18 protein-coding genes are annotated in these 23,897 nt (G+C 50.4%); 6 read left to right on the top strand and 12 right to left on the bottom strand.

The window, feature by feature from the left end:
* Nucleotides 1–23 precede the first annotated feature (23 nt).
* The 6 genes from L6472_RS06275 to L6472_RS06250 all read right to left on the bottom strand — a co-directional run bounded on the left by L6472_RS06275 (nucleotide 24) and on the right by L6472_RS06250 (nucleotide 7,652).
* Entirely contained in the window at nucleotides 24–1,571 is a 1,548-nt protein-coding gene (locus tag L6472_RS06275) for a hypothetical protein (protein ID WP_237807846.1), read from the bottom strand.
* A gap of 14 nt (nucleotides 1,572–1,585) precedes the next feature.
* A complete protein-coding gene (locus tag L6472_RS06270; RefSeq protein ID WP_237807845.1) occupies nucleotides 1,586–2,623 on the bottom strand; it encodes an HlyD family secretion protein in 1,038 nt (345 codons plus the stop codon).
* Nucleotides 2,624–2,637: 14 nt separating this feature from the next.
* Nucleotides 2,638–3,906, bottom strand: a complete 1,269-nt coding sequence (locus L6472_RS06265) for a TolC family protein (RefSeq protein WP_237807844.1) — start codon at nucleotides 3,904–3,906, stop codon at nucleotides 2,638–2,640.
* 146 nt (nucleotides 3,907–4,052) lie between these two features.
* Complete coding sequence (locus L6472_RS06260) at nucleotides 4,053–4,763, bottom strand: LytTR family DNA-binding domain-containing protein (protein WP_237807843.1); 711 nt, start codon at nucleotides 4,761–4,763, stop codon at nucleotides 4,053–4,055.
* Entirely contained in the window at nucleotides 4,760–5,857 is a 1,098-nt protein-coding gene (locus tag L6472_RS06255; RefSeq protein ID WP_237807842.1) for a sensor histidine kinase, read from the bottom strand. Before L6472_RS06255 ends, L6472_RS06260 begins: the two co-directional genes overlap by 4 nt.
* A 46-nt stretch (nucleotides 5,858–5,903) precedes the next feature.
* Entirely contained in the window at nucleotides 5,904–7,652 is a 1,749-nt protein-coding gene (locus L6472_RS06250) for a carbohydrate-binding domain-containing protein (protein WP_237807841.1), read from the bottom strand.
* Between the two features lie 329 nt (nucleotides 7,653–7,981).
* Between L6472_RS06250 and L6472_RS06245 the strand changes: the two genes are divergently transcribed.
* Nucleotides 7,982–8,899, top strand: a complete 918-nt coding sequence (locus L6472_RS06245; protein ID WP_237807839.1) for an alpha/beta hydrolase — start codon at nucleotides 7,982–7,984, stop codon at nucleotides 8,897–8,899.
* Here the strand turns inward: L6472_RS06245 and L6472_RS06240 are convergent.
* The 5 genes from L6472_RS06240 to L6472_RS06220 form a co-directional block, all read right to left on the bottom strand.
* Complete coding sequence (locus tag L6472_RS06240) at nucleotides 8,880–9,992, bottom strand: GDSL-type esterase/lipase family protein (protein ID WP_237807837.1); 1,113 nt, start codon at nucleotides 9,990–9,992, stop codon at nucleotides 8,880–8,882. The two genes, L6472_RS06245 and L6472_RS06240, sit on opposite strands and share 20 nt — an antisense overlap.
* 95 nt (nucleotides 9,993–10,087) lie before the next feature.
* On the bottom strand, nucleotides 10,088–12,100 hold the full coding sequence (ccsA, locus tag L6472_RS06235; protein WP_237807836.1) for a cytochrome c biogenesis protein CcsA: 2,013 nt from the start codon (nucleotides 12,098–12,100) through the stop codon (nucleotides 10,088–10,090).
* Nucleotides 12,101–12,108: 8 nt separating this feature from the next.
* Nucleotides 12,109–13,821 carry a di-heme oxidoredictase family protein gene (locus L6472_RS06230; RefSeq protein ID WP_237807835.1) on the bottom strand — a complete coding sequence of 571 codons (1,713 nt, stop codon included), beginning with the start codon at nucleotides 13,819–13,821 and terminating at the stop codon, nucleotides 12,109–12,111.
* 22 nt (nucleotides 13,822–13,843) lie between these two features.
* On the bottom strand, nucleotides 13,844–15,040 hold the full coding sequence (locus L6472_RS06225; protein WP_237807834.1) for an imelysin family protein: 1,197 nt from the start codon (nucleotides 15,038–15,040) through the stop codon (nucleotides 13,844–13,846).
* A gap of 36 nt (nucleotides 15,041–15,076) precedes the next feature.
* Nucleotides 15,077–16,396 (bottom strand): hypothetical protein, encoded by a 1,320-nt coding sequence (locus L6472_RS06220; RefSeq protein WP_237807833.1) that lies wholly within the window; start codon nucleotides 16,394–16,396, stop codon nucleotides 15,077–15,079.
* 215 nt (nucleotides 16,397–16,611) lie between these two features.
* Between L6472_RS06220 and L6472_RS06215 the strand changes: the two genes are divergently transcribed.
* Nucleotides 16,612–17,733 carry an alpha/beta fold hydrolase gene (locus L6472_RS06215; RefSeq protein WP_370640894.1) on the top strand — a complete coding sequence of 374 codons (1,122 nt, stop codon included), beginning with the start codon at nucleotides 16,612–16,614 and terminating at the stop codon, nucleotides 17,731–17,733.
* 77 nt (nucleotides 17,734–17,810) lie between these two features.
* Here L6472_RS06215 and L6472_RS06210 read toward each other — a convergent pair whose 3' ends face one another.
* Nucleotides 17,811–18,551 carry a DUF1349 domain-containing protein gene (locus L6472_RS06210; protein ID WP_237807832.1) on the bottom strand — a complete coding sequence of 247 codons (741 nt, stop codon included), beginning with the start codon at nucleotides 18,549–18,551 and terminating at the stop codon, nucleotides 17,811–17,813.
* A gap of 264 nt (nucleotides 18,552–18,815) precedes the next feature.
* Here L6472_RS06210 and L6472_RS06205 point away from each other — a divergent pair, with 264 nt between their 5' ends.
* From L6472_RS06205 to L6472_RS06190, 4 genes are all read left to right on the top strand, one after another.
* Nucleotides 18,816–19,988 (top strand): iron-containing alcohol dehydrogenase, encoded by a 1,173-nt coding sequence (locus L6472_RS06205; protein ID WP_237807830.1) that lies wholly within the window; start codon nucleotides 18,816–18,818, stop codon nucleotides 19,986–19,988.
* A 941-nt stretch (nucleotides 19,989–20,929) separates the two neighbouring features.
* A complete protein-coding gene (locus tag L6472_RS06200) occupies nucleotides 20,930–22,207 on the top strand; it encodes a tyrosine-type recombinase/integrase (RefSeq protein ID WP_237807829.1) in 1,278 nt (425 codons plus the stop codon).
* A 246-nt stretch (nucleotides 22,208–22,453) separates the two neighbouring features.
* Complete coding sequence (locus L6472_RS06195; protein WP_237807827.1) at nucleotides 22,454–23,089, top strand: hypothetical protein; 636 nt, start codon at nucleotides 22,454–22,456, stop codon at nucleotides 23,087–23,089.
* A 2-nt stretch (nucleotides 23,090–23,091) separates the two neighbouring features.
* Nucleotides 23,092–23,895 carry a hypothetical protein gene (locus L6472_RS06190; protein WP_237807825.1) on the top strand — a complete coding sequence of 268 codons (804 nt, stop codon included), beginning with the start codon at nucleotides 23,092–23,094 and terminating at the stop codon, nucleotides 23,893–23,895.
* Nucleotides 23,896–23,897: the final 2 nt, after the last annotated feature.

The following is a 23,897-nucleotide window of genomic DNA, read 5'->3' as shown; positions in this document are numbered from 1 at the left end:
GGGGGAAATCCAGTCCTTTACCCCTATGATTTTTCGCTTGCCCCCATTTCTTTTCTAATCTCCTTTCCTATTTTGTTCCAGTAGGGTATGTGCTTCAGCGTTGAACGAACCGGCTGAACATGCCACAACATCAGTAGTAACAGGAACAGACTGCCCACAAGACAAGTGGCGCCATACAGGTACTTAACGGCCATCATCATACTCTGCGGCACATCAATAGGCTGCAGGGCACGGGCCATATTGTCGGCCACATGATAGCGTAACAAATAGCTATAGGTACTGCCACTGATTGAATCAACTACGCCATTACGTATAAAACCCGCAATGGTCAGTCCCATAAAAAAATGCTGAAACGGCATTAGATCTTGCAGATAGACCGTCAACGTGCAGAAGAATATTGCATAACCAAAGTTGCGCAAGAATGTAGGAAGATAGAGTCGTTCGATGTTCAGTTCGGGCATGATATAGAAGTACATCAGTACTTGGTAGCTCAACATCAGTGCAAAGCCAATGGTTAGTAGTGATGTGTAGCGCAAGCGCAACATCTTCATCCACCACAGACAGAATAAGCAACCGCTGACAGCACCAACCCATGCCAGTACATTGAAACGCGACGATACAAGCATGCCATAGTGCATGACGGCTCCCGTAAACACGCTCTCCAGCGAGTTGTGCGTTGAGTTCATCCACTCTTCAACCACAAAGAAGAACAATATCACAAACAGTGTCTTATAGCGAAATGCCTTGGGGTCGATATAGGGATGATGGATATGGGTCATACGGCCCCAGGCAAACACAGTTGTGACGGGCACTGCACATGCCACCCCGCACCAGAGCTGTGAGTCGCTCCAGTTATAATATTCACCATAGGTAAACAACCATATCACCTCCAGCAGCAGCGCAGACCATAGCAACAATCCCAACCAGTCGATAGATCGAAAAGGCAGCGGACGCATAAATCGGAAGTGTTGTGTACAAGTATAAACATACAACAGTATCAGTAACAACACCGTTACGATCATATACTGCATCGCATGATAATTGTCACAGTAATAGCTGAGCTGCTGCGACAACCAGCCGCTGACACTCATGTCTCCCAGAACAACAATATACAGCAACGGGAAGAAGATTCTGAAGTCGCGTCTCGGTGTCATCCACAACTGAATATTACTGAAACATTCGAAAGTGGCCATCAGCTTCAGAAAGCAACACACATACGACAGCACGCAAAGGGCTGGCACCCACTCGATGCAAAGCGACAACAATACACATACCACCATACCTGACACAGAGAATAACAACAGTGAGCGATTGGTGAATCTGAACTTCAATCTGAACAGGATGGGGAAAGGCATCGCAACACCGATCACCCCACAAAGAAATATAAAGGTGACGTCTTCGCGCATCAGGCTCATGTCGCCCATCATCTGCTGCATGGTACCCATGTAGGTGGTATTCACCATCTGGAAGACAACAGCAAACAACAGATAGATCCAGGGGCGCAGCACGACGGGCACGAACGACTTGATCATGGGCATCGCAAACGGACGCCCTATCATTACATCTGACATAGTCTAACTGATGATTAGTAGTCCACCTCGCATTCCACGTTCAAACCACTCAACAACTTCTTCACATCCTCGGCATCATTATCTGCCGTCAGTTCTATACGTACGGGTACGCGCTGTTCAACCTTCACAAAGTTGCCCGTAGCGTTATCTACCGGCATATGACTATAGGCAGAACCGCTTGCTGCCGAAATGCTCTTCACTTCGCCCTTGAACGTAACACCAGGAATGGCGTCGGCTTTAAACGTGACAGCTTCGCCCACAGCGATATGGTGCATCTGGCTCTCGCGGTAGTTGGCTATCACCCATACGCTGTTTTGATCGACCACATTCACCAACAACTGACCTGGCTGCACCAGCTGCCCCACGTGGATATCCTTACGACCGATAAAGCCATCGCAGGGAGCCGTAATCACTGTATAGCTAAGATTCAGTCGCGCCAGGTTCAACTGGGCTTCTGCCACACTCTCGACAGCCTCCGACTGCCCCAGTCGCTGACGCTGCTCGCTCAGTATGCCACTAGTGGCTTGCTGACGGTTCCGTGCTGCTTCATAGCGTGCGCGTGCAGCCTCATACTGTGCCTTAACATTGTCGTACTGCTGTCGCGTCACTGCATCTTTCGACATCAATTGTTCAAACCGTTGAAAGTCCTTCTGGGCATGCTCCATCAGAATGCGTGCCTCGTCAATGCCTGCCGAAGCTGCTCGCACGTTCGATGCCGTAGAGTTCATGCCAGCAGTCACGGCCTGCGAGCCACTCTTCTGTCCCTTCACACCGGCCTCTGCTTGTGCCAGTGCCAAGCGGTATTCGGCATCTTCGAGGACCACCAGTGTGTCACCCTGATGCACGTATTGAAACTCCTCAAACCTTATTTCCTTGATAAATCCTTGTACACGGGTGTTTATGGGTGTCAGATGACGGTGCACCATGGCATTGTCTGTGTACTCTGTTGAGCCCCAATGCACAAAGCGGCTCAGCGCATAGCCGATACCTAGCACCATCAGTGTGATTACTACTATATTATATGCACGTAATATTTGTTTTCTCTTGTTCATTGTCACCTTATGTTTTATAGTGTTCCTGAAATATATTTTAGTTTAAAATAAGCAAAGACGATACCGACGCGGGCATCCACCTCACCAAGCTCTGCATCCAACTTAGTGTTCGAGGCATCAATCATGTCGGTGATCAGTGCCAGCTGCGACAGATAGCGGTCGTTCACCACTTGATAGTTCTGCCGTGCCAGTTCCACACTTTTCTGCTGGGTCTTCAATTCCACGTAAGCCTGTTGATAAACGGTGTAAGCCTGATGCCACTGGTTATCCAATTGTTCGTTCACCACAGCCTTGACCTGTTGCGCCTGTCGAGTGCGCACCTGAGCCTGTTGCACCTTTTTATTTTGTTTAAACAACGAGCTCACCGAATATTTCACACCCAATCCAACATACCAGAAGTTGATATTCTTGTCCACTGGTGGCAGGTCGTAAGTGAACGGACCATTCAGGTTGTCGGCAGCTACCAGTGCCACCTTGGGCAGAAGTTCACTCTTTGCCAGGCGCAGTTCTTGATGCGCCACTTTCTCGCCTATCCGTGCCTGCAGAATGCTGGGAGACTCCATCCAAGCATCGTTTGACGGAGCTACGATAGTGTCGTTCAGATTCAGTTGTGGCACAATCTTTCCTTCCACGCCCAATTGGTTGCACAACTGATAGTTCATGATGTCACACTGGTCTTGCAACTTTCTCAGTGTCAGTTGTAATGTCTCCAGCAGCAGTTCATAACGTGTCACGTCGTTCTTCAGTGCCATTCCCTGCTGGTGCTTTGCGTTGATATCATCGACAAGATGTTGAGTCAGTACGATATGCCGTCTCACCACCTGTTCGCGATTCGTCAGTTTAAACAATTCCAAATACTGTCCAAGAGCCATCAATCGTTGCTGTTGGCGCACCTGTTGTTCGCCCACCAAAGCCCGCTCATGTTGCAACTGTGCCAAAGCAATGCCAGCATTGATGGCACCACCGGCATAGACCACCTGTTGTGCCTCTACCGCTAGCGAGTTGCCCCAACGTGGAGCAGCAAATCCATGAGCATCAGTAAAGTCACGATCCATCACTACCACATCGCCATTCAGCGATACCGATGCCGATGCTGTCAACTCGGGCAGCCGTGCTGAACGCGCCGCCGCTATCCCTTTCTTAGCAAATTCTACGCTTATCTTCTCTTGCTGAAGAGTCTTGCTGTTGCTTTCCACCAGTTGAAACAATTCGTCAACTGTCATCTTGCGCTCCGGTTGAGCCCTTACCACCATCACAGCGGTTACAGCCAACAGGAGCGTCATGCTTTTCAATGTCATTAAAACTGTTTAAAAGTGACGGGGAACACACCCCTTTTCCTGAAATCGGGTGCAAAATTACAAAATTATTCCATAGGTTGTGACCTATAGGCTTATCACTTTTAAGTTTTATTCACAGTTACGTAAAACCATTACTTACCCAAGAACCTATCGTCCAGAAAACGCATGAAAGCTTCCTTATACATATCACCGATAGGCAGATAGGTATTCTCGTCCATCACCACCCTGCACTTGTTCACCTCCTTGATTTCACTCAGGTTGATGATATACGAGCGGTGTATGCGCATGAAGTTGCTGGGCAAGTGTTCTTCCATCTTTTTCATCGACAACAGGGTGATGATAGGTTTCGTGCTAGTGCGCAGATACACCTTCAGGTATTCACTCATGGCTTCCACATAGCGGATGTCAGAGATGGCTACTTTCACGATGCGATACTCTGTTTTCAGGAACAGAACATCGGAGGCCGACTCGCTATCCACGACACTTGGTTTCAACCGTTCTTTCAGTCGGTTGGCCGCCCGCAGGAATTCCTGCAGTCCGAAGGGTTTCAACAGATAGTCAACGGCATTCACCTTGAAGCCCTCGACGGCATATTCAGCATAGGCCGTCGTGAACACCACCAGTGGCGGCACTGCCAACGACTTCACGAAGTCCATGCCGTTGAGGTCGGGCATGTTGATATCACAGAAGATGGCATCCACCGTCTCCTTCTCCAGCACTTGACGTGCCTCGATGGCACTCTGGCACTGGGCCACAAGTTCAAGAAACGTCACCTTGTGGATATAGGCCACAAGCTGTTGCAGAGCCAGAGGCTCATCATCGATGGCAATACAGCGTATCATGATAATGGTATGTTGAGTTCGACAGAATAATCATTAGCTCCTTCGTTGATGCGCAGCGAATAACGGTCCCCATACAATAGGTTAAGCCGCTGACGCACATTGGCCAGGCCCACCCCGCCTTTTTCTTGGCTGGGCGTTTCAGCTTTCGAGTTACGACAACGGAATGTCAACTTATTGTCAGCCACCGTCATGCTCACCTCGATAAAGGAGTCATGCTGATAGCTCACACCGTGTTTAAAGGCGTTCTCCACAAATGATATCAGCATCAGTGGCGGCAACTGCCTATCAGGTACATCTGCGGGCAATGTCAGCGAGATGCGCACCTTGTCGGTGTAGCGCAGTCGCATCAGTTTGATGTATGTCTCGACGAAGTCCAATTCCTTGTTCAGAGCCACACGCTCTTTGTCGGCATCGTAAAGCACATAGCGCATCATCCTCGACAATTCGACGATGGTTTCCTGAGCTTTCTCTGGGTCAATGTCAATCAAAGCATGGATATTGTTCAGCGTGTTCATGAAGAAGTGCGGACTGATCTGATAGCGCAGATAAGCCAACTGATGTTCCAAGTTCTGCCGTTCCAATTCGGCCAGTCGCCTACGGTCGTCGCGACCGCGCATATAGCCCTTCACACCCAGATTGGCTCCAAACATCAGGATAACTACGGTCAGCGACATAATGTTGCGTTCGTTGACCAATGGTGGTCGTCTGAACTCATGGTTGCGCTCTCTCTTCCAATGGTCGTCGCGCAGGGGCTCACGCCATTCGTGGTGCGGTCGTTCGTGGAACTTCATCATAGGTCTGGTGTTGTGCTGATAGACGGCAAACAACGCCACGACGGCTGCCACCGTCACAAAGTAGAGGACACGTTTGCGAGCATGTATCAACAGGGGGGCCAGCAGGAAATTGTGAACCACAAACAGCAACAGATAAATCGAAAAATGGTGCCACACAAACAGCACCTCGTGCCACCGAAATTCGGCATGGTTGTCGCCAAACATACGCACATAACTGCTGAGCAGTGGTACAGCAAACAGCATGCCCCACACTACCAGGTATATCATATTCTCCTGTCGCGACTGTTTCATCCAAATCATTCTGTTTCTCATCATATATAACGTGCCCAAACTATGAATTATTGTTTCAGCGCCAACCGCCGCCACCGAACCCCGAACTACTACTTGTATAGCTCGACAGCGATACAGACGAGCCGCCACTTATGACAGCAGCTGTCACACCAATGCCACCCATACACGTGTTGCCATCCGTCACCGTGACGCCTTGTTTCAACGTAGGTTGCACGCTGCCCGATACCACCATGCCTTGTCCACCGCTTGCCGGAGTCAGGAACGAGAAGGTCTGACCGTCAACTGTCATGGCATACCAAGCATTAGGCGTCCACGACGATGCTTGATAACAAGCTTGCGACAGCTGTGACCCACGTTCAAGTCCGCCAACGGCAACGAGGGTGCCCCCTGTCACATATAACTTATAGCCGCCTTCTGTGTTGGCATCGACAGCAACCTCTGGTGATCCTGAACAGATGGCATACACCACCCCACCTTTAATATAGAGATTGCCATTGGCATCCAGTCCGTCGTTGTGCTGGCCGTGGGCATAAACTGTGCCGCCAGCAATGGTCATTGTGCTCTTGGCATTGATGGCATCATCGTAGGCATAACTTGCCACGTCGCCCCCAGTGATACTGATTTCTTGCTTCGACTCAATACCTTCTCCTCCATTACCGCTGGTGCGCACCCATATTCTTCCACCGCTGATGTTGATATTGCCTTCTGCCTTGATGCCCTTGGGCGAAGTGGAATCACTGCTGCTGGTATATTTGCCACCAGTGGTGACAACATAGATATTTCCACCGTTGAAGTTGGCATCCATATCCACACTGATACCTTTGCCGCCATAGCCAGTGCTCTTCAGAAGCACGTCGCCATCGTTGATAGTCAATGTGCTGTCGGCCTTGATGCCGGCTGCACCTTTCACCTCGTTAGTATCGCTGTCGTACGAGCCCTTACCAGTAGTGATGACGGTGGTGCGACCACCATTGATGACAATATGGCTCTCGCTGTTGATACCTTTGGCACCAGCCCCCGACACCTCAACGTTCAGCACACCGCCATTGATAAAGATGCCGTCGTTGGCCTTGATGCCGTGATTGACGGTCGTGGTGACCGTAATGTGGTTGCCATGGTTAAACACAATATAATCGGCCGAATGAATGCCATTATTAGTGTGGCCGTCAACCACCAGCGTGCCACTGCCATTGAACAACAGCTTGCCTTTGGCATAGAGGGTGCCCTTATGACTGCCATCGGCGCCATCGGTCAGCTGATTGGTGGTGCCTTCTGTCAGGCTGACGAAGGCTCGCTTGCTGCTCAGCAGGTTCAGGGCAGCCGAATCGGGATTGTAGATATTGACACCGTTCAGCACCACTTGGTATTTCTTCTCGCCCAACACCGTCAACGACCCGTTGGTGGTGGTGCCACTGACCACATAGCAGATGCCTTTCTGCGTGCCGTGGTTCACCGTCACATGACCACCACTGACGGTCACCTCCACGCCATTTTCCGTTTTAGCCACTGGATTGCTCATGTCGATGGTCACGGTGGTGCCAAAGGAGTTGTTGGCCAGTTGGTCTTCAGCATCAGGATAATATGCTTGTGCCGTGGTGGTGGGTTCTTCGACATCCTGTTCTGTTGCAATGTCGAAAGTGGCCAGACTGCCCTCTGTAGTCGAAGTCCCGCCGTTGGGCATGCTGCCACCGTCGTTCCAGTTAGTGCCGTTGTTATTATAGTCTAAGAATGGATCTTCCGTCGTACAGGCTACTGCCATCAGCAGCAGGGTACATAACATGATGTTCTGTTTTATTGTCCTCATTGTTTTCTATCATTTTATGATTAATCTGGTGCAAAGATATTGATTCCTGCTGTTCCACCACATTTTATTCAATCAACGGTCGAATCTTTTCAACGAACTTTATTTGCATAAACATTGTAAAGCGCTGAAAGTATTAAATAGAAAAAAAATCTTTCACATCTTTATAACACATTAATTCTGAAACAGTTTAATAGCATGCCTTCTAGTAAATAACAAAACGTTTTTCCAAAGATAATCTTTGACTATAGAAATAGTTAAATCTGATTCTTTTTTCAAAATAAAATTGTAACTTTGCAATAGATTTTAAAACCTACACAATAAGACTCAAAATGAAAAAAGCTATCACTATTCTATCGATTGTGGCAACCGTACTGTTTGTGGTTGTGGTGGGCGGCAGCTTCTACATGCTCGACTATTCACTTGCTCCGGATGCCAACAGGACCGACCGCGACTCGTGCTTCAGACAGCAGTTCGAGAGCTATCCGGAGAGCAAGCTGTGGGTGGACTCGCTGACACGGGTGGATGCGCTGCGCGACACGTTTCTCACTATGAGCGACGGCAGAAGGATGCACGGCTTCTACGTGGACAAAGGGTGCAAGAAGACGGCCGTGGTGGTTCACGGCTGGCGCGACTGTGCCATCAAGTTCTTGTGGTTGGCACGCATCTATGAACATGAGTTAGACTATAATGTGGTGATGCCCGAACTGCATGCTTGCGGCGAGAGCGAAGGCGATGCCATTCGTATGGGGTGGAAAGACCGACTCGATGTAAAAGAGTGGATGACGGCTTTCCTGACAGACACGATGGTGGTCCATGGTGTGTCGATGGGCGCGGCAACAACAATGATGTTGTCGGGCGAGCAGATGCCGACAGGCATCAAGGAACTGCGCTTTGTCGAGGATTGCGGTTATACATCGGTATGGGATGAGTTTGCTGGCCAATTAAAAGAAGAATTCGGCCTTCCTGCCTTCCCTTTGATGTACTCAACCAGCCTGCTTTGCAAGTGGCGCTACGGATGGAGCTTTGGCGAGGCATCGGCATTGAGGCAGGTGGCTAAATGCCCATACCCCATGTTATTTATTCATGGCAGCAAAGATACGTTTGTGCCCACCTCGATGGTGCACTCGCTCTTCGAAGCTAAATCAGGCAAAAAGAGGCTATGGATTGCCGAGGGTGCCGGGCATGCTCTTTCCTACAAGGAGCACAAAGCGGAATATATCTCTCTGATTAAAACATTCTTGCAATAGCGGCACTGGCCATAGCCTCGTAAGCTGGCTCGCTGGGATGCAGGTGGTCGCCACTGTCAAAGCCGGCAGCAAAGGCCTTGGGGTTGGCCGCATCACGCACGGCAGCATCGAAATCCACGCAACCGTAGAAGATAGACGACGTGCGCAGCCACTCGTTGAACTGCTGGCGCATCTGCTCGCGCTGGTCGTTATACGTGCGCCAGCCCTCGATGGGCAGCAGGGTGCCACTCCACACGCGAAGTCCCATGGCTTTGGCGGGCTTCACGTAGATATCTTCAACGCCGCACATCAGTTCTTCGACGGTGGGCAGGTCGCTCCACGGGCGAAAGGGATTCACGTCTGTGCCCACGGGATGAATGATGTCGTTGATGCCGTGCTGGATGATGACGTCTGTGGCACCACTGACACGCATCTCGATGGGGAAGCGGGTAGCGCCCTTCAATCCGTAGGCTTGATAGGTGATGCAGTCGTACTGACGCAGGATGCGGGTGCCGCTGACGGCGCGACGAATGACGGCGACCTCAGTGCCCAGCAGTTTCTGGGCCAAATAGTCGGGCCATGACTGAGCCGTGATAGAATCGCCATAGCATACCACGGCACGACAGCGATCTGAGGTCAACACATCGATAGTGTTGAGGAAGTAGAACCAGTTGGTGCGACGCGACAGGTCCAAAGGCAACTCGTCCTGCTCGGCATAGTCACCATAAGCATAGTAGCCGTGCGACAGTGGTCCGGTGATCAGCGTGCCGCTGTTCATCTGGGTGTAGTCTGCAAGATACAGGCTCACCGTGATCATGTCGCCGCTCTTCACAGCCAAGGTGATGGCATCGCTCTGGGTCTCAGTGCCAGGCATCAGGCTTACGCTCTGTTCGCCATCAAAGGTGATGGGCGTGTGGTTCACAAAGACCTTGGTCAGCGTCACGGGTTCCGTGCCAGTGAGGTTCGAGAAACGGAAGCGCAGTTGCGAGCCATCGAAAGGCATCTGTATGGGATAACGCAACGTGAGGTCCTTAGCATAGCGGGCCTCACGTCGGTCGGTGATAGAGGTGGCATTGCCCCAGCAAGCCACCCATTTGTTATGATTGTCTGTCATCCTTGCGTGCAGTCTTACTATTGTTCTTTTTTCCGACTGCAAAGTTACACATTTTTTCTTATAGACGACAAAACTGATTTAAAAAATTAAGTGCATCAGGCATAGCTGTGCATGCCACCCAACAGGTAGTTCACACCAAAATAGGTGACAAGCACTGCCACAAAGGCACCCACTATATACAGATGGTAGAAGCGGGCATTGCGCATCTGTGGTATGGAGGCTTTATGCAACGGCACGGCATAGACCATCATCGTGATTAATGCCCACGACTCTTTGGGGTCCCACGACCAGTAGTTGCCCCACGACACGTTGGCCCAGACAGCACCAAGGAAGATGCCGATGGTGAGCAGAAATACAGCGGGATAGAGCAACAGCTGCGACAATGCCGTGATGCGCTCCAGGTCGTGCGCCCAAAAGGCATAGATGCCAAGCAGCACCTGCAGCGCAAAAATGGCATAGGCACACATCACTGTCATCACATGGATGGACAACAATGGCGACTGCAACACGGGCATCAGCGGAGTCAGCTGCGTACTGCTGCCACCCATCATGGCTACCAGCATGCAGAACGAGGCTATGAGGGGGGCAAAGCCCATGATAACGGCAAACTGACGGTGCAGGGCTACGGAAAGCAGCAGGACCACCCATGCCATGAACAACATCGTCTCGGGACCGTTGCTCACAGGGACATGACCACTGAGCCACCAGCGCAGCGCAAGCTGTAGCGTGAGATAGGAAAGCAGTGTCACATGGAGTGCCCACAAAGCAATGTTAAGCGGACGGCGTGCCTTTGTTGTGAAGAGCATGGCCATGCACAGCAGCAGGCTCAGTGTCAGCGACAGCATGATGGGCCACTTTTGGGCACGAAGCGTGTTATAGAACAGTTCGGCCTGGGTATCGCTGCCGGAAGGCAGTACGTCGCCGACCATCTCGCGCTGGAACAGTTTGATCTTGGCTATGATCTCAACAGCGCGATCGTGCTGACCAGTGACGATAGCCTCGGTCAAGAAGTCCATGGATTGTTTGATAAAAAACTGTTCTTTCACGGGAATGGCGCGTGGCAGACCATGTGCACCGGGCATATACCAGTTCACATCGTGACCAATGCGATATGGGAACATCTTGATAAACTCACCGCTATAGAACATCTCTACCACGGCCTGGCGCTCGGCCAGTTTCTTCTTCTCCTTAGCACTCATGGGCTTGTCGCCGGACTCCAGATAGGGTTTCATGGCTGCTTCCCAAGGCATGTAATAAATCATCCAACTCGTAAACACCTGATCGGCGGTGTAGCCGTTCCAGCGGGCACTACCCGTCAGCTTCATCACGAAGTCGGTGGCCACGGTGTTCATCGGACAGATACGGTTGTTATAGAGCACCTGGATGGTGCCCATGCGTTGGGCTATGTCGCGGTCAACCACAGGCAGAGGCTCGTCGGCACTCACTGTGACAGTGGCTAACAGCAGCACCATGGTGGCAACGGCCTTGCGATAGAGAGTGCGCATCTGTGTGCGACGCGAGAACAACGTGGCTATGATGCCAACCAACAACAGCAGATAGCCACTGTAGGTGATGGCGATGCCATAGGGGTCGTAGCTCACGCCCAGCGTGACACCTTCGCCGTCGGAGTCGTAACTTGACTGAAACAGACGGTAACCATCAATGTTACCGATGTGGTTCATCGACACGACTACTTCTTCTGTGCCACAGGTAATGACACTTTGATAGTCAAGTGGAGCATCGGTGCCGGGATAGTTCACGATGCGAAATGACTTCAGCGTGATCTTTTTATCCGCAGTCAGTTCACAGGGGGTGTCCATACGCAGGTGGATGGTGTCGCGGCGCGCCGTGAGATGAGTCACCAGCGCCCCAACAAGTATCACCACAAAGCCCACATGCAACAGCATCACAGCCAGTCGGCGGTAAAGCTGTTGCTGCACCATGTAGGCGCAGCCCACCACAGTCATCACGGCCCACAGCACCGAGAACCACCAGGCGCCATAGATATGTTGGCTAACAAACTCGGTGCCTTGGTATTTCTCGATGATGGTGGCTGCTGCAATGCAGACAATGATAAGAGGGTATAGAAGAATGAGTGCTCTTTTCATAATGTTGGTTAGATCGACTCAATGAAGAAGATGAGCTGGTCGCGCTCCTTCTTCGACAAGTTGCGGAACTTCGTAACGGCATTGTAAGCATCACTAATGCCGCCCTCGTTTCTACATCCGTGCCACATGATGGCTTCCATCACGTTGCGCGCACGACAGTCGTGCAGACGCTCTACACCACTGCCACACTTGGCTGCCAGTCCGCGCCCCCACAGTGGTGTGGTGCGACACCAGCCCGTGCGTATGTCGTTCTTCATCCACAGACGGTGCTGCACGAAGTCGGTATAAGGCCAGATTTTCTGGTGGGGATAGCGAGGCAGCTCGCTGTCGTCCTTGAAGAACTTGTTGGGGTCTTGCAGGTGGTCGTCGCCAGTCACCCATGATGGGCGGTGACAAGCGGCACAACCAATCTGTGAGAACAGTTCCTTGCCTTTCTTGAAGTCCTCGGTAGTGGTGTTGCGGGCTGCCGGAACAGCCAGTCCGCGGTGCCAGATGGCGAAGTTCTTAAACTGATCGTCAGTCATTTCTACATCCTGTTGTTTACTGGTGAGGTAGGTGTAGATATCCTTCTCCAGATTGCCAGTGTGCCATTCGGGATGCTTCTTCAGTGGGTCCAGTCGGTTGATATACTCGGTGAATCCAGCCTGCACATCGGGATCCTTAGACGACTGGGTAGCATAGTAGGTACCTGCCAGGTCGAGATAATGATAGCGACGGTCCGAACGTGTCACGTTGGTGATGTTCCAGATAGCATTGATACCAGCAGCATCGAGCAGCGGTCCGCGCGACATGGCGTAGGTGTAACGACGCACATACTTGGTGCCGTCGCCCTGCAACGAGTTGGAATAGTAGCTGTTCCACTTGCCGTTGGCCTGGTCCCACATGGCGGGGTTCAGAGCATCGGTCTTGCCAATGCTGTTGAAGTATTTGCCCTCTTTCTCCCACTGGGCGGTGATGTCAGCATCTGAGATGGCGTCAGTCAGACCTGTGCCATAGATACCGATGGTCGATTCCAGTCGGATATCTACATCGTTATTGTATTCTGCCTCTGACAATATCACGTCGCTGCCACCGCGCCCCACTGCCACAGGAGCATAGTAGGCACTATAGGGAATGGTCACCTCGGGATAGATCAGCGAGTAGGTCTCGCCATCGGGGAACTTGTTGCCCCACTCGTCGGTATATTCTTTCCAGGCAATCTTGATCTGATTCTCGTCGATAGGAGCCTTAAAAGGCTTCACTGCAACCGTCTGAGGCATACCTGCCACCGAACGGATATAGGCGTTGGTGGTCTTGTCGTAGATGACCAACAGGTAGCCGTTGCGGTGGTTGTCAGCCTTATACTCGGTCTGACGTGCACCGTGGCCATAGCCTGGATGACAGTAGAGACAGCCACGACGCACAAAGACGGGGCCTAATCCGTGGAAGGCACCGTCGGTATTGGTGTTGTAGTCTTTCTCGAACAAATACTCGCCCTCATTGAAGGCAGTCATCATGCCTGCGTCAACGACAGCCTTGGTGGGCTGTTCGAAGGCAGTTGCAGTGTTCACGGCAGTGGTGCCAAGCTGTCCACCGGCATAGTAGTCCTCTGGGTAGTCTGTGGCTGTCGGGTCGCCGATTTCCCACGTAAGTGGTTCAACGGAACCATCACTGTTGTGGCATCCAACAGTGATGGTAATAAAAAACAGCACACTACCAAATACTGATAGTTTTCTCTTCATGTTTTACTGATTATAATATTAATTACTTTTTAATCTTCACGATGCTGTTATACAGTTTCTGAGCATTGTCGGCCAGTGTACGATAGGTAGCCAGCACAACGTTGTCCACATAATTCTCGTTGATGACCTTGCACTGATTCTCAACGGTGCTGTTGCCTGCATAGCCCTTCAGGGTCTCGGACATGGCTTCGAGTGCCTCGTCCAGTTCGCCCAGAGCATCGATGGCAGCTTTGCTCGAAGCGTCAGAGTAGTAGAGGGCGAAAGGAGCCTTCATTGCTTTGATCTTGGCCAGTGCGTTGTCAAGCTTAGCAACAGCCGTGTTGGCCTGTGCCTTGAGGGTAGCGTTGTCGGCGTTCTGACAGAAGTAGATGACCGACTTCTCGTTAGGCATCACTGCATTCATGCTGCCATAGAGTGCGTTCTTACACGACACAATGTTATCGTAGAAGTCTGTGATAGAGTTGTAGGCATAGGGTGACTCGATATAGGTGGCATCTTCGCCGGTGTAAGGCAGACCGATCTTCGAATCGCCGACCTCGCCGATAATGTCCTGACAACCAGAGATGATCTCCAGTGTGGCATCGAGAGCGGTGGCCCAATCACCGGTGCCTGGAGTCTTGAAGGCACGTCCGAAGTTCTGGAAGCCATCCAGTGCGCCTTCCACATCGCCGTCGTCGTTGATAGAATTGTGTGTAGCTACATAGTCGAGTGCTATCTGATGGCGCTCAGCATTACTCTCTTTCGAGTCCCATGCAGCTTCCAGTGTGGCAGTAGCCTGATAGAGGTCCTTAGCCACAGCACAGATATAGTTGTACTCCAGGTTGGTGATCTGGTTGATATCTCGTGGAGCGCCCTGACGGAAGAGCACATATTCCAGTCCGTGATAGCCCAAGATACCTGAGTTGGCAGTCTTGATAAAGTTGTCGAGATTGCCCATGGCAGCAGCGTCGCGCAGCACGTCAGCCAGGTCGTTGGCAGCCACAGGCCATGTGTCAGTATGAGGATCGATAGAGTAAACATCAGCAGCGCCAAAGAGGAATGCCTCCGTGTTCTCCCAATTGGCACGAGCTACCTTCCAGTCATCACAAGCCTGGTTCAGCGCGGCCTGCGTACCATCCACGATTGTCACATCGGCCTCGTCATCGCTTGAGCAAGCAGTGAAGCCTGTAGAAATGACGGCAGTCATCACTGCCATTTTAAAAAGATTGTTTTTTTTCATTGTTAATGCTATTATTAAATTAGAAAGATTATTGGCTTACAGAAACCATCCGGTATAAGTCACGCCCAGGCTGAGACTTGGCTCGTTGTTGTAGGGCTGCTTATAGAGCGGACTGTCGGCAGAGAGGCCGTGGTTGTCGGGCTTCTCAAAGAAGCGGTAGGCATATTCTGCCTTCAAGGTGATTTGCTTCACGGGCGAGTAGTTCAGGCCGACAGCACAGCGATAGCGCTTGGTGTGCTTATACATCGAGGCATAGGTGCCCGATGCCATTGTGTTGTAATGCTCGAAGCGACCGAACAGCCACAGCGACTGCCCCACCCCAGCCTGACGCTGAGACACCAGCGGCATCAGGTTGTAGCCTGCCTCCAGAGCATAGGCCAGGGCATGACTACCAATATTTGAGTAGTGATGGGGGTTGCCGTCTTGGTATTTATGGTGTGTCCAGTTGGCTTGGTTGTAGGCTGAAATCTCGTCGGCATCGGCAAAGTGAGCATAGTCCACATTGCCACGCACCATCCAGTTCCAGCGGTTCAGGGTGAAGTCGAGTGCCACAATGCCCAGTGCGCCGTGCACGTCGTCATACTTTGTGCCAGGCGTGCGCAGCGTGTTGCGGAAGGTGTAGCCATAATAGCCGCTCAATCCCACGCGCAGGCCCTTCACCATATAGTTATCTACGCGCGCGGCCACGGCGTAGTTGTTGGCCACCTTGAACTCGTAGGGACTGGTGGCACCATAGTGTACAAAGTCTTCAGCAGTGAAGCTCTCGCTGTTCAGTCCCGACAGCAGCTGCGCCTCGTAGCGCCAGTCTTTCAGTCGGCCCCACAGCGACAGTCCCACCTGGTGCCACGTGTTGGGCAGGATGGTAGCCTCGCCCTCTGGACGATAGACACCAAAGAACTGGTTGGGCTCATGGTGCGCATTGCTGTAGCCCACGGGAACGATGATCTCTCCCATCTTCACATTGAACTTGCCGCCAGCAAAAGCCTTGTTGATCCAGAACTGCTCGATGTTCACCTCGCCGCCCTTCTCTACCTCAGCCTCATACTCGCCTGCCTCTTCGGCCTCAATCTCGACGGCGGTACCGTTGCCGCCATGTTCGAACTCAATCTCCGAACCCATGGTCCAACCGTGACCGAAGTCATAGCCCAAGTTCAGCACCACATGGGGCAAGTCGAAGCGTCCATGACTGTTGTCATTGGCATAGTTTTCTGGTTTCTTATAACGGTTAAAGCTTTGGCTATAGAAGTTGCGGGTCATCACGGCCTCGCCATAGCCACCAATAGTTAGTTTTTTCTCTTGTGCTGCAGCACTAACACATGTCAGCGCAAGCACAGATGTCATCAATAATGTTTTCATGCTTTCCTTTATACATGTCAATTTCGCCGGCAAAGGTACGATTAAAATGGGTTTGCGACAATACCTAAAACAAATGATATTTCTTGGGCCATCTGTCAAAGGATACACAATTTTTACGCATTTTAAGTAATTTTGGTATCTTTTTTGCTGTTATAGGTCATACGTAATACAAATAATTTGTTTATCTTTGCCAACGAAAACATAACATATCATCGATGAAAAAGCTATATTTAATTGTAGCCTTGGCGGGCGGCATGCTCACTGGCTGCACAAACAAACAAGCTACAGACAACGACATGAAACAGCAATTGGAACTGACACAGGAATGGGACAAGGTGTTCCCTCTGAGCGAGAAAGTGAACCACCGCAAGGTGACGTTTGAAACGCAGTATGGACTGACATTGGCGGCAGACCTTTATTTGCCGACAAAGGGGGCAGACAAGCTACCTGCCATAGCCGTATCCGGACCGTTTGGGGCCGTCAAAGAACAGGCAAGCGGGCTCTATGCCATGAAGATGGCTGAGCGTGGATTTGTGGCACTGGCCTTCGACCCATCATATACGGGCGAGAGCAGCGGAGAACCACGGCGCACGGCTTCGCCCGACATCAACACCGAGGATTTTATGGCAGCGGTCGATTTCCTTTCAAAGCAGGACTATGTCGATGCCGAGCGCATCGGCATCATCGGCATCTGCGGTTGGGGCGGCATCGCTCTGAATGCGGCAGCAGCCGACACTCGCATCAAAGCGACTGTGGCTTCTACGATGTATGACATGACGCGCATCAGTGGCAACGACTACAACGATGCCTTCGACGATGAACAGTGGCGCCACAGAAATCGTGAGAACTTGTCTAAGCAGCGACTCACCGACCCGCAAGCCATGGCTGGCGGTGTGATCGACTCAGTGCCACCACAGGCACCCAACTTCGTGCACGACTACTACGACTACTACAAAACGCCTCGTGGCTATCATCAGCGTTCGGGCAACTCCAACGATGGCTGGCGCGTCGTCGGCACGCAGGCTTATGCCAACAGTCGCTTCCTCTACTACATCAATGAGATTCGCTCGGCCGTCCTCATAATGCACGGTGCCGATGCTCACTCGCGCTACTTTGGCGAGGCTGCCTATCACTATATGGTGGACGGCAAGGCTGAAGGCTATAAGTTCACAGGAGAGCCCAATCCGAATCCCGAGAACAAGGAGCTGCTCATCATCCCCAATGCCACTCACTGCGACCTCTACGATGGCGGCTACGAGGAGAAGGCTGGCAAGGGACAGCCCAAGAACTTGATTCCCTGGGACAAGCTGGCTGAGTTTTTTGCTCACAACCTGTAATGTCATCATACAACAAGTCGGGAGACTACTGCTGATCACCAGCGTAGCCTCCCGACTTTTTTTATGGTTGCCTTCAATTATTCTTGGTCTGGCTGCTGACCGTCGTGGGCCTTCCACGCACACTCGGTAATCTTCAGGTCGGAGAAGACTGCCGTAAACGACGACTCCTCGGGCGAACAGGCATAGATGCCAAACTGGATTTCATCGGCAGCGGCATACATGTGGCAAACGCGCATCTGACTGAACGTCACACCATCGCTCGAGCACTCTATGCAGTAGTCGTCCTCACGACGAGAGAAACGATACCACATCGTCTTCACATCGGCAGCAATGGCTGTCGTGGCCCAGTCGGAATAGCCGTTGTTGGTGGCTACGCTGCCAAGATGCTGAAACGACTCATTCTCGTACTCCACAGAACCCTTCAACCAATTTTCGCTGTCGAGATACATCACTATGCCGCATTGGTCGAAGCGATGATGGCTCTGCGTGAAGTCGGTTTTCACCACAAAACTGAAAAACTTCTCGCGCGTCTTCATCTGCAACACAGGTGCGTTGTCGTTCTGAAAGTGATAATAGGTGCGCTGCCACAGGTCGGTATGCGGAGCCGTCGTGACACAGATCGTGTCACCTTTCACTTCAAACCCTGCTGGCTCTCGCGTCCATTGCAGTTTGCCGAGGTCTATCCGACCACTATCTGCAAGAGCCGCCTTCACGTCGTCCACGCCATCGCTGGCCTCTGTCCCAGTTTCTTTGTTGCCGCAGCCCGTCAGCGTTGCTGTTGCAACAGCTGTCATCAACAGCATGTTTCTAAGCTTCATAAGTTTCCATTTTATTCGTTAAACCATGCAAAGATACGCATTTTTGTGCAAATAGCGCACCCTTTCCACCTAAAAAGTAGTATGAACGGTCATTCGGTTGCAACTTCAAGTGCACAATAAAGCTGAAAAGAAATATCTGCCTAATCTTGATGGCAATATGAAAAATAAATCGTATATTTGCAACAGCAAACACAGAAAGAACACATCCGGCAACATGCCCAAGAAGGAGTCACAAACTATCATTACAAATAAAAGATTACTATCATGTTAGGAAACTTTTCTTATTATAACCCCACCAAACTATATTTTGGTGACGAGTCTTTGAACTTCCTCAAGGACGAACTCAAGGGCTACGGTCCTGTAGTGATGCTCAACTACGGTAGCGGCAGCGTGAAGCGCAACGGTATCTACGACCAGGTGGTGGCCATCCTCAAGGAGGCTGGCAAGACGATTGTGGAGAACCCAGGCGTAATGAGCAATCCAACATTGGAGAAACTGCACGAAGGCGTGAAGATTGCACGCGGAAACGAGGTCGATCTGATTCTTGCGCTCGGCGGCGGCAGCGTGTGCGACTACTCGAAGGCGGTGGCTGCATCTGTCTATTACGAGGGCGACTACTGGGATCAATTTTGGTTGAAGCAGCAGAATCCCAGCCCAAACCAGCGACTGCTGCCCGTGGGCTGCATCCTGACCATGGCAGGCACTGGCTCTGAAATGAACGCCGGCACGGTGATCACCGATGCCGAACACACCTTCAAGGTGGGCCACGTGTTCGACAGCCGACTGATGCCGAAGTTCTCTATCCTCAACCCAAGGTTCACCATGACCGTGCCCGAGAACCAGATGAAGGCGGGCATCTACGACATCATGAACCACATCATGGAACAGTACTTCAGCGATTTCGACGACAACACCAGCGACTATCTGTCCGAGGGACTGATGCGCTCGGTCATCCACAGCAGTCGCATCGCCGTCAAGAACCCACAAGACTATGAGGCTCGCTCCAACATCATGTGGACAGCCACATGGGCTCTGAACACACTTATCGGACTGGGCAAAAAGGAAGACTGGATGGTACACATGATTGGCCACAGCGTGGGCGCCTGGACACATGCCCCCCACGGCTATGCGCTGGCCTCTGTCTCGATGGCCTACTATCGTCGGGCCATGCAAAACGGACTGCCTAAGTTCGTGCGCTTCGCCAAGAACGTATGGGACATCAAGGGCGATGGCATGACCGACCAGCAGATTGCCGAAGCTGGTCTGCAGGCCCTGAAAGCCTGGATGCAGGAGATTGGTCTGCCACTCACCATCAGCGCACTTGGTGCCACTGACGATATGATAGCCGGCATCACCGAGACCACCGTGGTCTATCCCGCCGGTTATCTGAATCTGACAAAGGATGACGTGACTGCAATACTGAAGGAGAGCATGTAGGCTCCCCTCAATATCACCGACCAACGACTGAGCAGGACTTGCAAAGAGTCCTGCTTTTTTTTTGAGATGATTTTGGCTCAGTTGCAATTGCTTAGGTTTTGCGATACTCCCAGAGTCTTGAATTGGCATTTCCAGAGTCTGGAGAGGGTCGTTTTAAAGTCTAAAAGCACGTGTTCTAAAGTCTTGAAGAGGCGTTTCTAACGTCTAAAACCGAAACTTTCATTTCTGGTCTAGCCCCTGGATGCTCTACATCCAGCCCTTAGAACAACCGCATCCAGGGGCTAAAACGACTCGTTCCAGGGGCTGGATGCGCCACATCTAAGGGCTGGACGAACATCAAAAGTAAAGCTATGACAACGCAAAAGCGAAACTATAACAAGACGAAAGCAGAACTATGACAGAGTGAAACCGTTCCTGTCCCGACCAAGAACACCCCCTCCCCGCCCCTCCAGAGGGAGGTGGGAATCCAGTCCTTTACCCCCTATGATTTTTCGCTTGAGCCGTGATTTTGAGGTGATTTTATAAAATTGAGTTAAACAAAAACTCCGAAACCCTTTGTTTATCGGAGTTTCGGAGTTTTACTCTGAGGTGCCTGGCGGACCTCAATACCATCAATTCTTATTATCTAATCCACAATTACAAAGAATGCCTTACGTACTGTATATCAACCACTTACAAGCAGACATAAAAATTATTATATTTAAATAAAGTTAAGGTGGTTAAAATAATTTTGAGGTGATTTTGAGGTGATTTAATAATTTACTATCTTTGCAGCGCAGTATTAACTTTAACAAGAAAATAAAATGGTGGCTTCTATTATAGCACGGTCGTTTGCAAAAAGTGCAGATCTAAGATTAATGCTTCGTTTAGCGACTCCCGATATTAAGAACACAATATCCCTTGATATAGCAGTATCTAAAGAACAATGGGACATTATCAATATGAGTCTCAAATACTACGCTAAGGCTTACAGAAGAGGCTCCTATTTTGAGGTCGATGGAGGTCTTAAACAAAATTTGTGGAGTATCATTAAAACAATAGATGCCCTGTATCAAGCTAATAAATTAACCAAAGAAATAGCTAAGAAGGTAATCAATGATATTCTACGTCCTGAAGAGTGTCAAACCGTTATTTATAATAATGAGCCTGAGCCTACACCACAGCGCATGACTTTGGAGGCATGGATAACAGAGTTCATACGTCAGTGTGAGACAGGTGAGAGGCTGAAAAAGAAAAGCACCAAGAAGGTGACTCCAGGCACCATCAAGAGCTATAAGGGTACTTTGGCACAGCTCATAGAGTTTCAAACCAAGAAGCATAGGAAGATTGACTTCGATGATGTCACAATGGACTTTTATGACTCATGGAAGCGATTCTTTATAGATAAGAACTACTCCCCCAACACCATAGGCAGACATATTAAGAACCTGAAGATCTTTCTTTTCGCTGCTGATGACATGAAGCTGACAACGAGCACTGAATGGAAGAGCAGCAGGTTTTCTGTAGATCATGAAGATGTTGACAATATCTACCTTACAGAAGAGCGCATACAACAGATGTATGACTTCGACCCTACCGATCTCTCAGCCATCAAGCATGCCATTGATATTGCCGCCAAGAAAGACAGAGCAGAGCTAAAGAGGCATATCGCCAAGGAGCAGCAGCGCAAGTGTCTTGCTGAGGCTAAGGATGTGTTTGTGGTAGGATGCCTCACTGGTCAGCGTGTCAGTGATTATAAGCGTATCGACAGTTCTATGATAGTCACGCTACGTGACGGTTCAAAGTATATCAGCCTGCAGCAGGAAAAGACAGGCAAGAATATCTATATACCACTAGACAAGCGAGTAGAAGCTATTCTGGACAAGTACAACGGCAAGTTACCAAAGGTATATGACCAACACCTTAACGAGAGAATAAAGATTGTTGGCTGGCTGCTTGGATGGACGGAATCTGCAGACATCACAGAGCGCAGAGGCCTGTTAGAGTACGATAGTGGTAAGAAGTTCTACGAAGGCATCAAGACACACACAGCTCGTAGGTCCTTCGCCACCAATGCATATAAGGATGGTGTCCCACTGTCAAGCATCATGGCTGTCACAGGACATTCTTCGGAGGCTATGCTGCGTAAGTATCTGAAGCTGGATAACGAGGAACGTGCCATCATTGCAGCTGCCGACTTCCTGAAGCATCGTAAGGCACAAATGAAGATTGTAGAATAACTCTTATTTGAAATAGCGATAAGTAGCGATTGATAAAGCTATTTGTCGCTATTTATATTTAAACACTTTTTTAATCTTCTACCAATAAAATAATCGAATAAATTTTCCGAAAGGAAATTACGTGAAAAACGAGCTTTGATTAATGCGTATCTTTGAAACCGAATATTCAAAATACGTATTATGAACCTGAGATTACTACATTATCCCCTAGGCATATCACCTACGGGACATTCAATTAAAAAAGAAATGCCGATACCTCTGGCCGTACCACTTGCGATGGCCGGAGCATCACTTGTGTCTTCTATCTTTGGTGGCGCAAAGTCAGCGAAAGCAGCCCGTGAACAAGCCAGGATGATTGCCAACGAGAAGGCCAAACTGGAGGCAGAGCGTCTTCGCAAGCAGAATGAAGACTATCTCGACACTGCTGCGGGACAGAACCTGATGCGTATTGCACGCCAGGAGCGAGACAAGATGTGGAAGAGAGAGCAAGGAGCAGCAGCAGTCGGTGGTGCCACTGATGCAGCCGTAGCGATGGCTAAGGAACAGGGTAACAACATGATTGCTGATACGGTAGCGAACATAGCAGCACAGGACACAGCACGTAAGGACAACATTGACGCTTCTTATCGGTCAGATATCGCACGTCTCTCGCAGCAGCAGATTGAGGCCGAGGGTGCCAATGCAGATGCCATCTCTCAGACTGCTGCAGGGGCGGCAAGTGATCTTCGTAGCGCAGCCTTATCCACCTTTGGTGGAACAAAGTTGGGACAGTCCTGGTTAGGTACAAGTGGAGGCACAACGCAGGGCAGTAACTCATGGTTCCATAACAACGGAGGAATATTTGATATAAAGTCATTTTTTGAGCATCAAGGAGGGAGGTAGCTATGAGTCTAAGAAACGCAATAAAGAATGCATTGGTCTCTAACTACATGAATGGAGCGTTAGTCAATGCAGAGCAGCGAGCAACCGTACCAACTCCCGCAATGCCTCAGCAGCCACGGGTGAATAAGAGTAATGTGATAGGCTCCTTTGCCGAGATGTTAGGACCGTCACCTGAAGAGCGTGTTGAACGTGAAAGGCAGATGGCCACCTCAAAGGCAAAGATGGCGGGCTGGATGGGGTTATTCGATGGGTTGAGGCATCTTGGCAACCTTTATTACGCATACAAGGGGGCGAAGCCTCAACGGTATACAGATAACCCCTATCAGCAGATAGAAGCCAACTATCAGGCAGACAGACAGCGTGCCGATGAGTTGGATAAGTACAAACAATCATACGCACAACTTATATATAACCTACAGCGTCAAGGCCAGCAGGACGCTCTGCAGGCCGCTGAATCCGCAGCTAAGGTTCGTTGGTACGACAGTAAGGAGAATGCCGCCAACACCACCGCTGAACAGAAAGGACGCAAATATATCACACTTAAAAACGGTGGTGTCATCATGCATGACGGCAATACTGGTGAGATTAAGGAGATTGCCCCTGAAGACCCTGACTATGTTGCATGGCTAAGGGCACGTGCTAAGTCGGAACAACAAAGAGGCAATGCCGCAGCAACCAATGCCGCAGCCAATAAGACGAGGGCTGACAAGTATCAGTCTGGAGGTAATAAAGGTAAGAAGGGTGAAAAAACGATGCCTGGTGTAGGAAGTAAGAAAACGATGCCTGGTGTAGGAAGCAAGAAATAACT

This window comes from Prevotella sp. E13-17 (assembly GCF_022024035.1).
GTDB lineage: Bacteria > Bacteroidota > Bacteroidia > Bacteroidales > Bacteroidaceae > Prevotella.
This window is presented reverse-complemented; position numbering and strand designations above follow the sequence as displayed.

Excerpts from the sequence above, each read along its gene's own strand:
- L6472_RS06275 (WP_237807846.1), bottom strand. The coding sequence starts at position 1,571 with ATGTCAGATGTAATGATAGGGCGTCCGTTTGCGATGCCCATGATCAAG.
- L6472_RS06270 (WP_237807845.1), bottom strand. The coding sequence starts at position 2,623 with ATGAACAAGAGAAAACAAATATTACGTGCATATAATATAGTAGTAATC.
- L6472_RS06265 (WP_237807844.1), bottom strand. The coding sequence starts at position 3,906 with ATGACGCTCCTGTTGGCTGTAACCGCTGTGATGGTGGTAAGGGCTCAA.
- L6472_RS06260 (WP_237807843.1), bottom strand. The coding sequence starts at position 4,763 with ATGATACGCTGTATTGCCATCGATGATGAGCCTCTGGCTCTGCAACAG.
- L6472_RS06255 (WP_237807842.1), bottom strand. The coding sequence starts at position 5,857 with ATGATTTGGATGAAACAGTCGCGACAGGAGAATATGATATACCTGGTA.
- L6472_RS06250 (WP_237807841.1), bottom strand. The coding sequence starts at position 7,652 with ATGAGGACAATAAAACAGAACATCATGTTATGTACCCTGCTGCTGATG.
- L6472_RS06245 (WP_237807839.1), top strand. The coding sequence starts at position 7,982 with ATGAAAAAAGCTATCACTATTCTATCGATTGTGGCAACCGTACTGTTT.
- L6472_RS06240 (WP_237807837.1), bottom strand. The coding sequence starts at position 9,992 with ATGACAGACAATCATAACAAATGGGTGGCTTGCTGGGGCAATGCCACC.
- ccsA (WP_237807836.1), bottom strand. The coding sequence starts at position 12,100 with ATGAAAAGAGCACTCATTCTTCTATACCCTCTTATCATTGTCTGCATT.
- L6472_RS06230 (WP_237807835.1), bottom strand. The coding sequence starts at position 13,821 with ATGAAGAGAAAACTATCAGTATTTGGTAGTGTGCTGTTTTTTATTACC.
- L6472_RS06225 (WP_237807834.1), bottom strand. The coding sequence starts at position 15,040 with ATGAAAAAAAACAATCTTTTTAAAATGGCAGTGATGACTGCCGTCATT.
- L6472_RS06220 (WP_237807833.1), bottom strand. The coding sequence starts at position 16,396 with ATGAAAACATTATTGATGACATCTGTGCTTGCGCTGACATGTGTTAGT.
- L6472_RS06215 (WP_370640894.1), top strand. The coding sequence starts at position 16,612 with ATGAAAAAGCTATATTTAATTGTAGCCTTGGCGGGCGGCATGCTCACT.
- L6472_RS06210 (WP_237807832.1), bottom strand. The coding sequence starts at position 18,551 with ATGAAGCTTAGAAACATGCTGTTGATGACAGCTGTTGCAACAGCAACG.
- L6472_RS06205 (WP_237807830.1), top strand. The coding sequence starts at position 18,816 with ATGTTAGGAAACTTTTCTTATTATAACCCCACCAAACTATATTTTGGT.
- L6472_RS06200 (WP_237807829.1), top strand. The coding sequence starts at position 20,930 with ATGAGTCTCAAATACTACGCTAAGGCTTACAGAAGAGGCTCCTATTTT.
- L6472_RS06195 (WP_237807827.1), top strand. The coding sequence starts at position 22,454 with ATGCCGATACCTCTGGCCGTACCACTTGCGATGGCCGGAGCATCACTT.
- L6472_RS06190 (WP_237807825.1), top strand. The coding sequence starts at position 23,092 with ATGAGTCTAAGAAACGCAATAAAGAATGCATTGGTCTCTAACTACATG.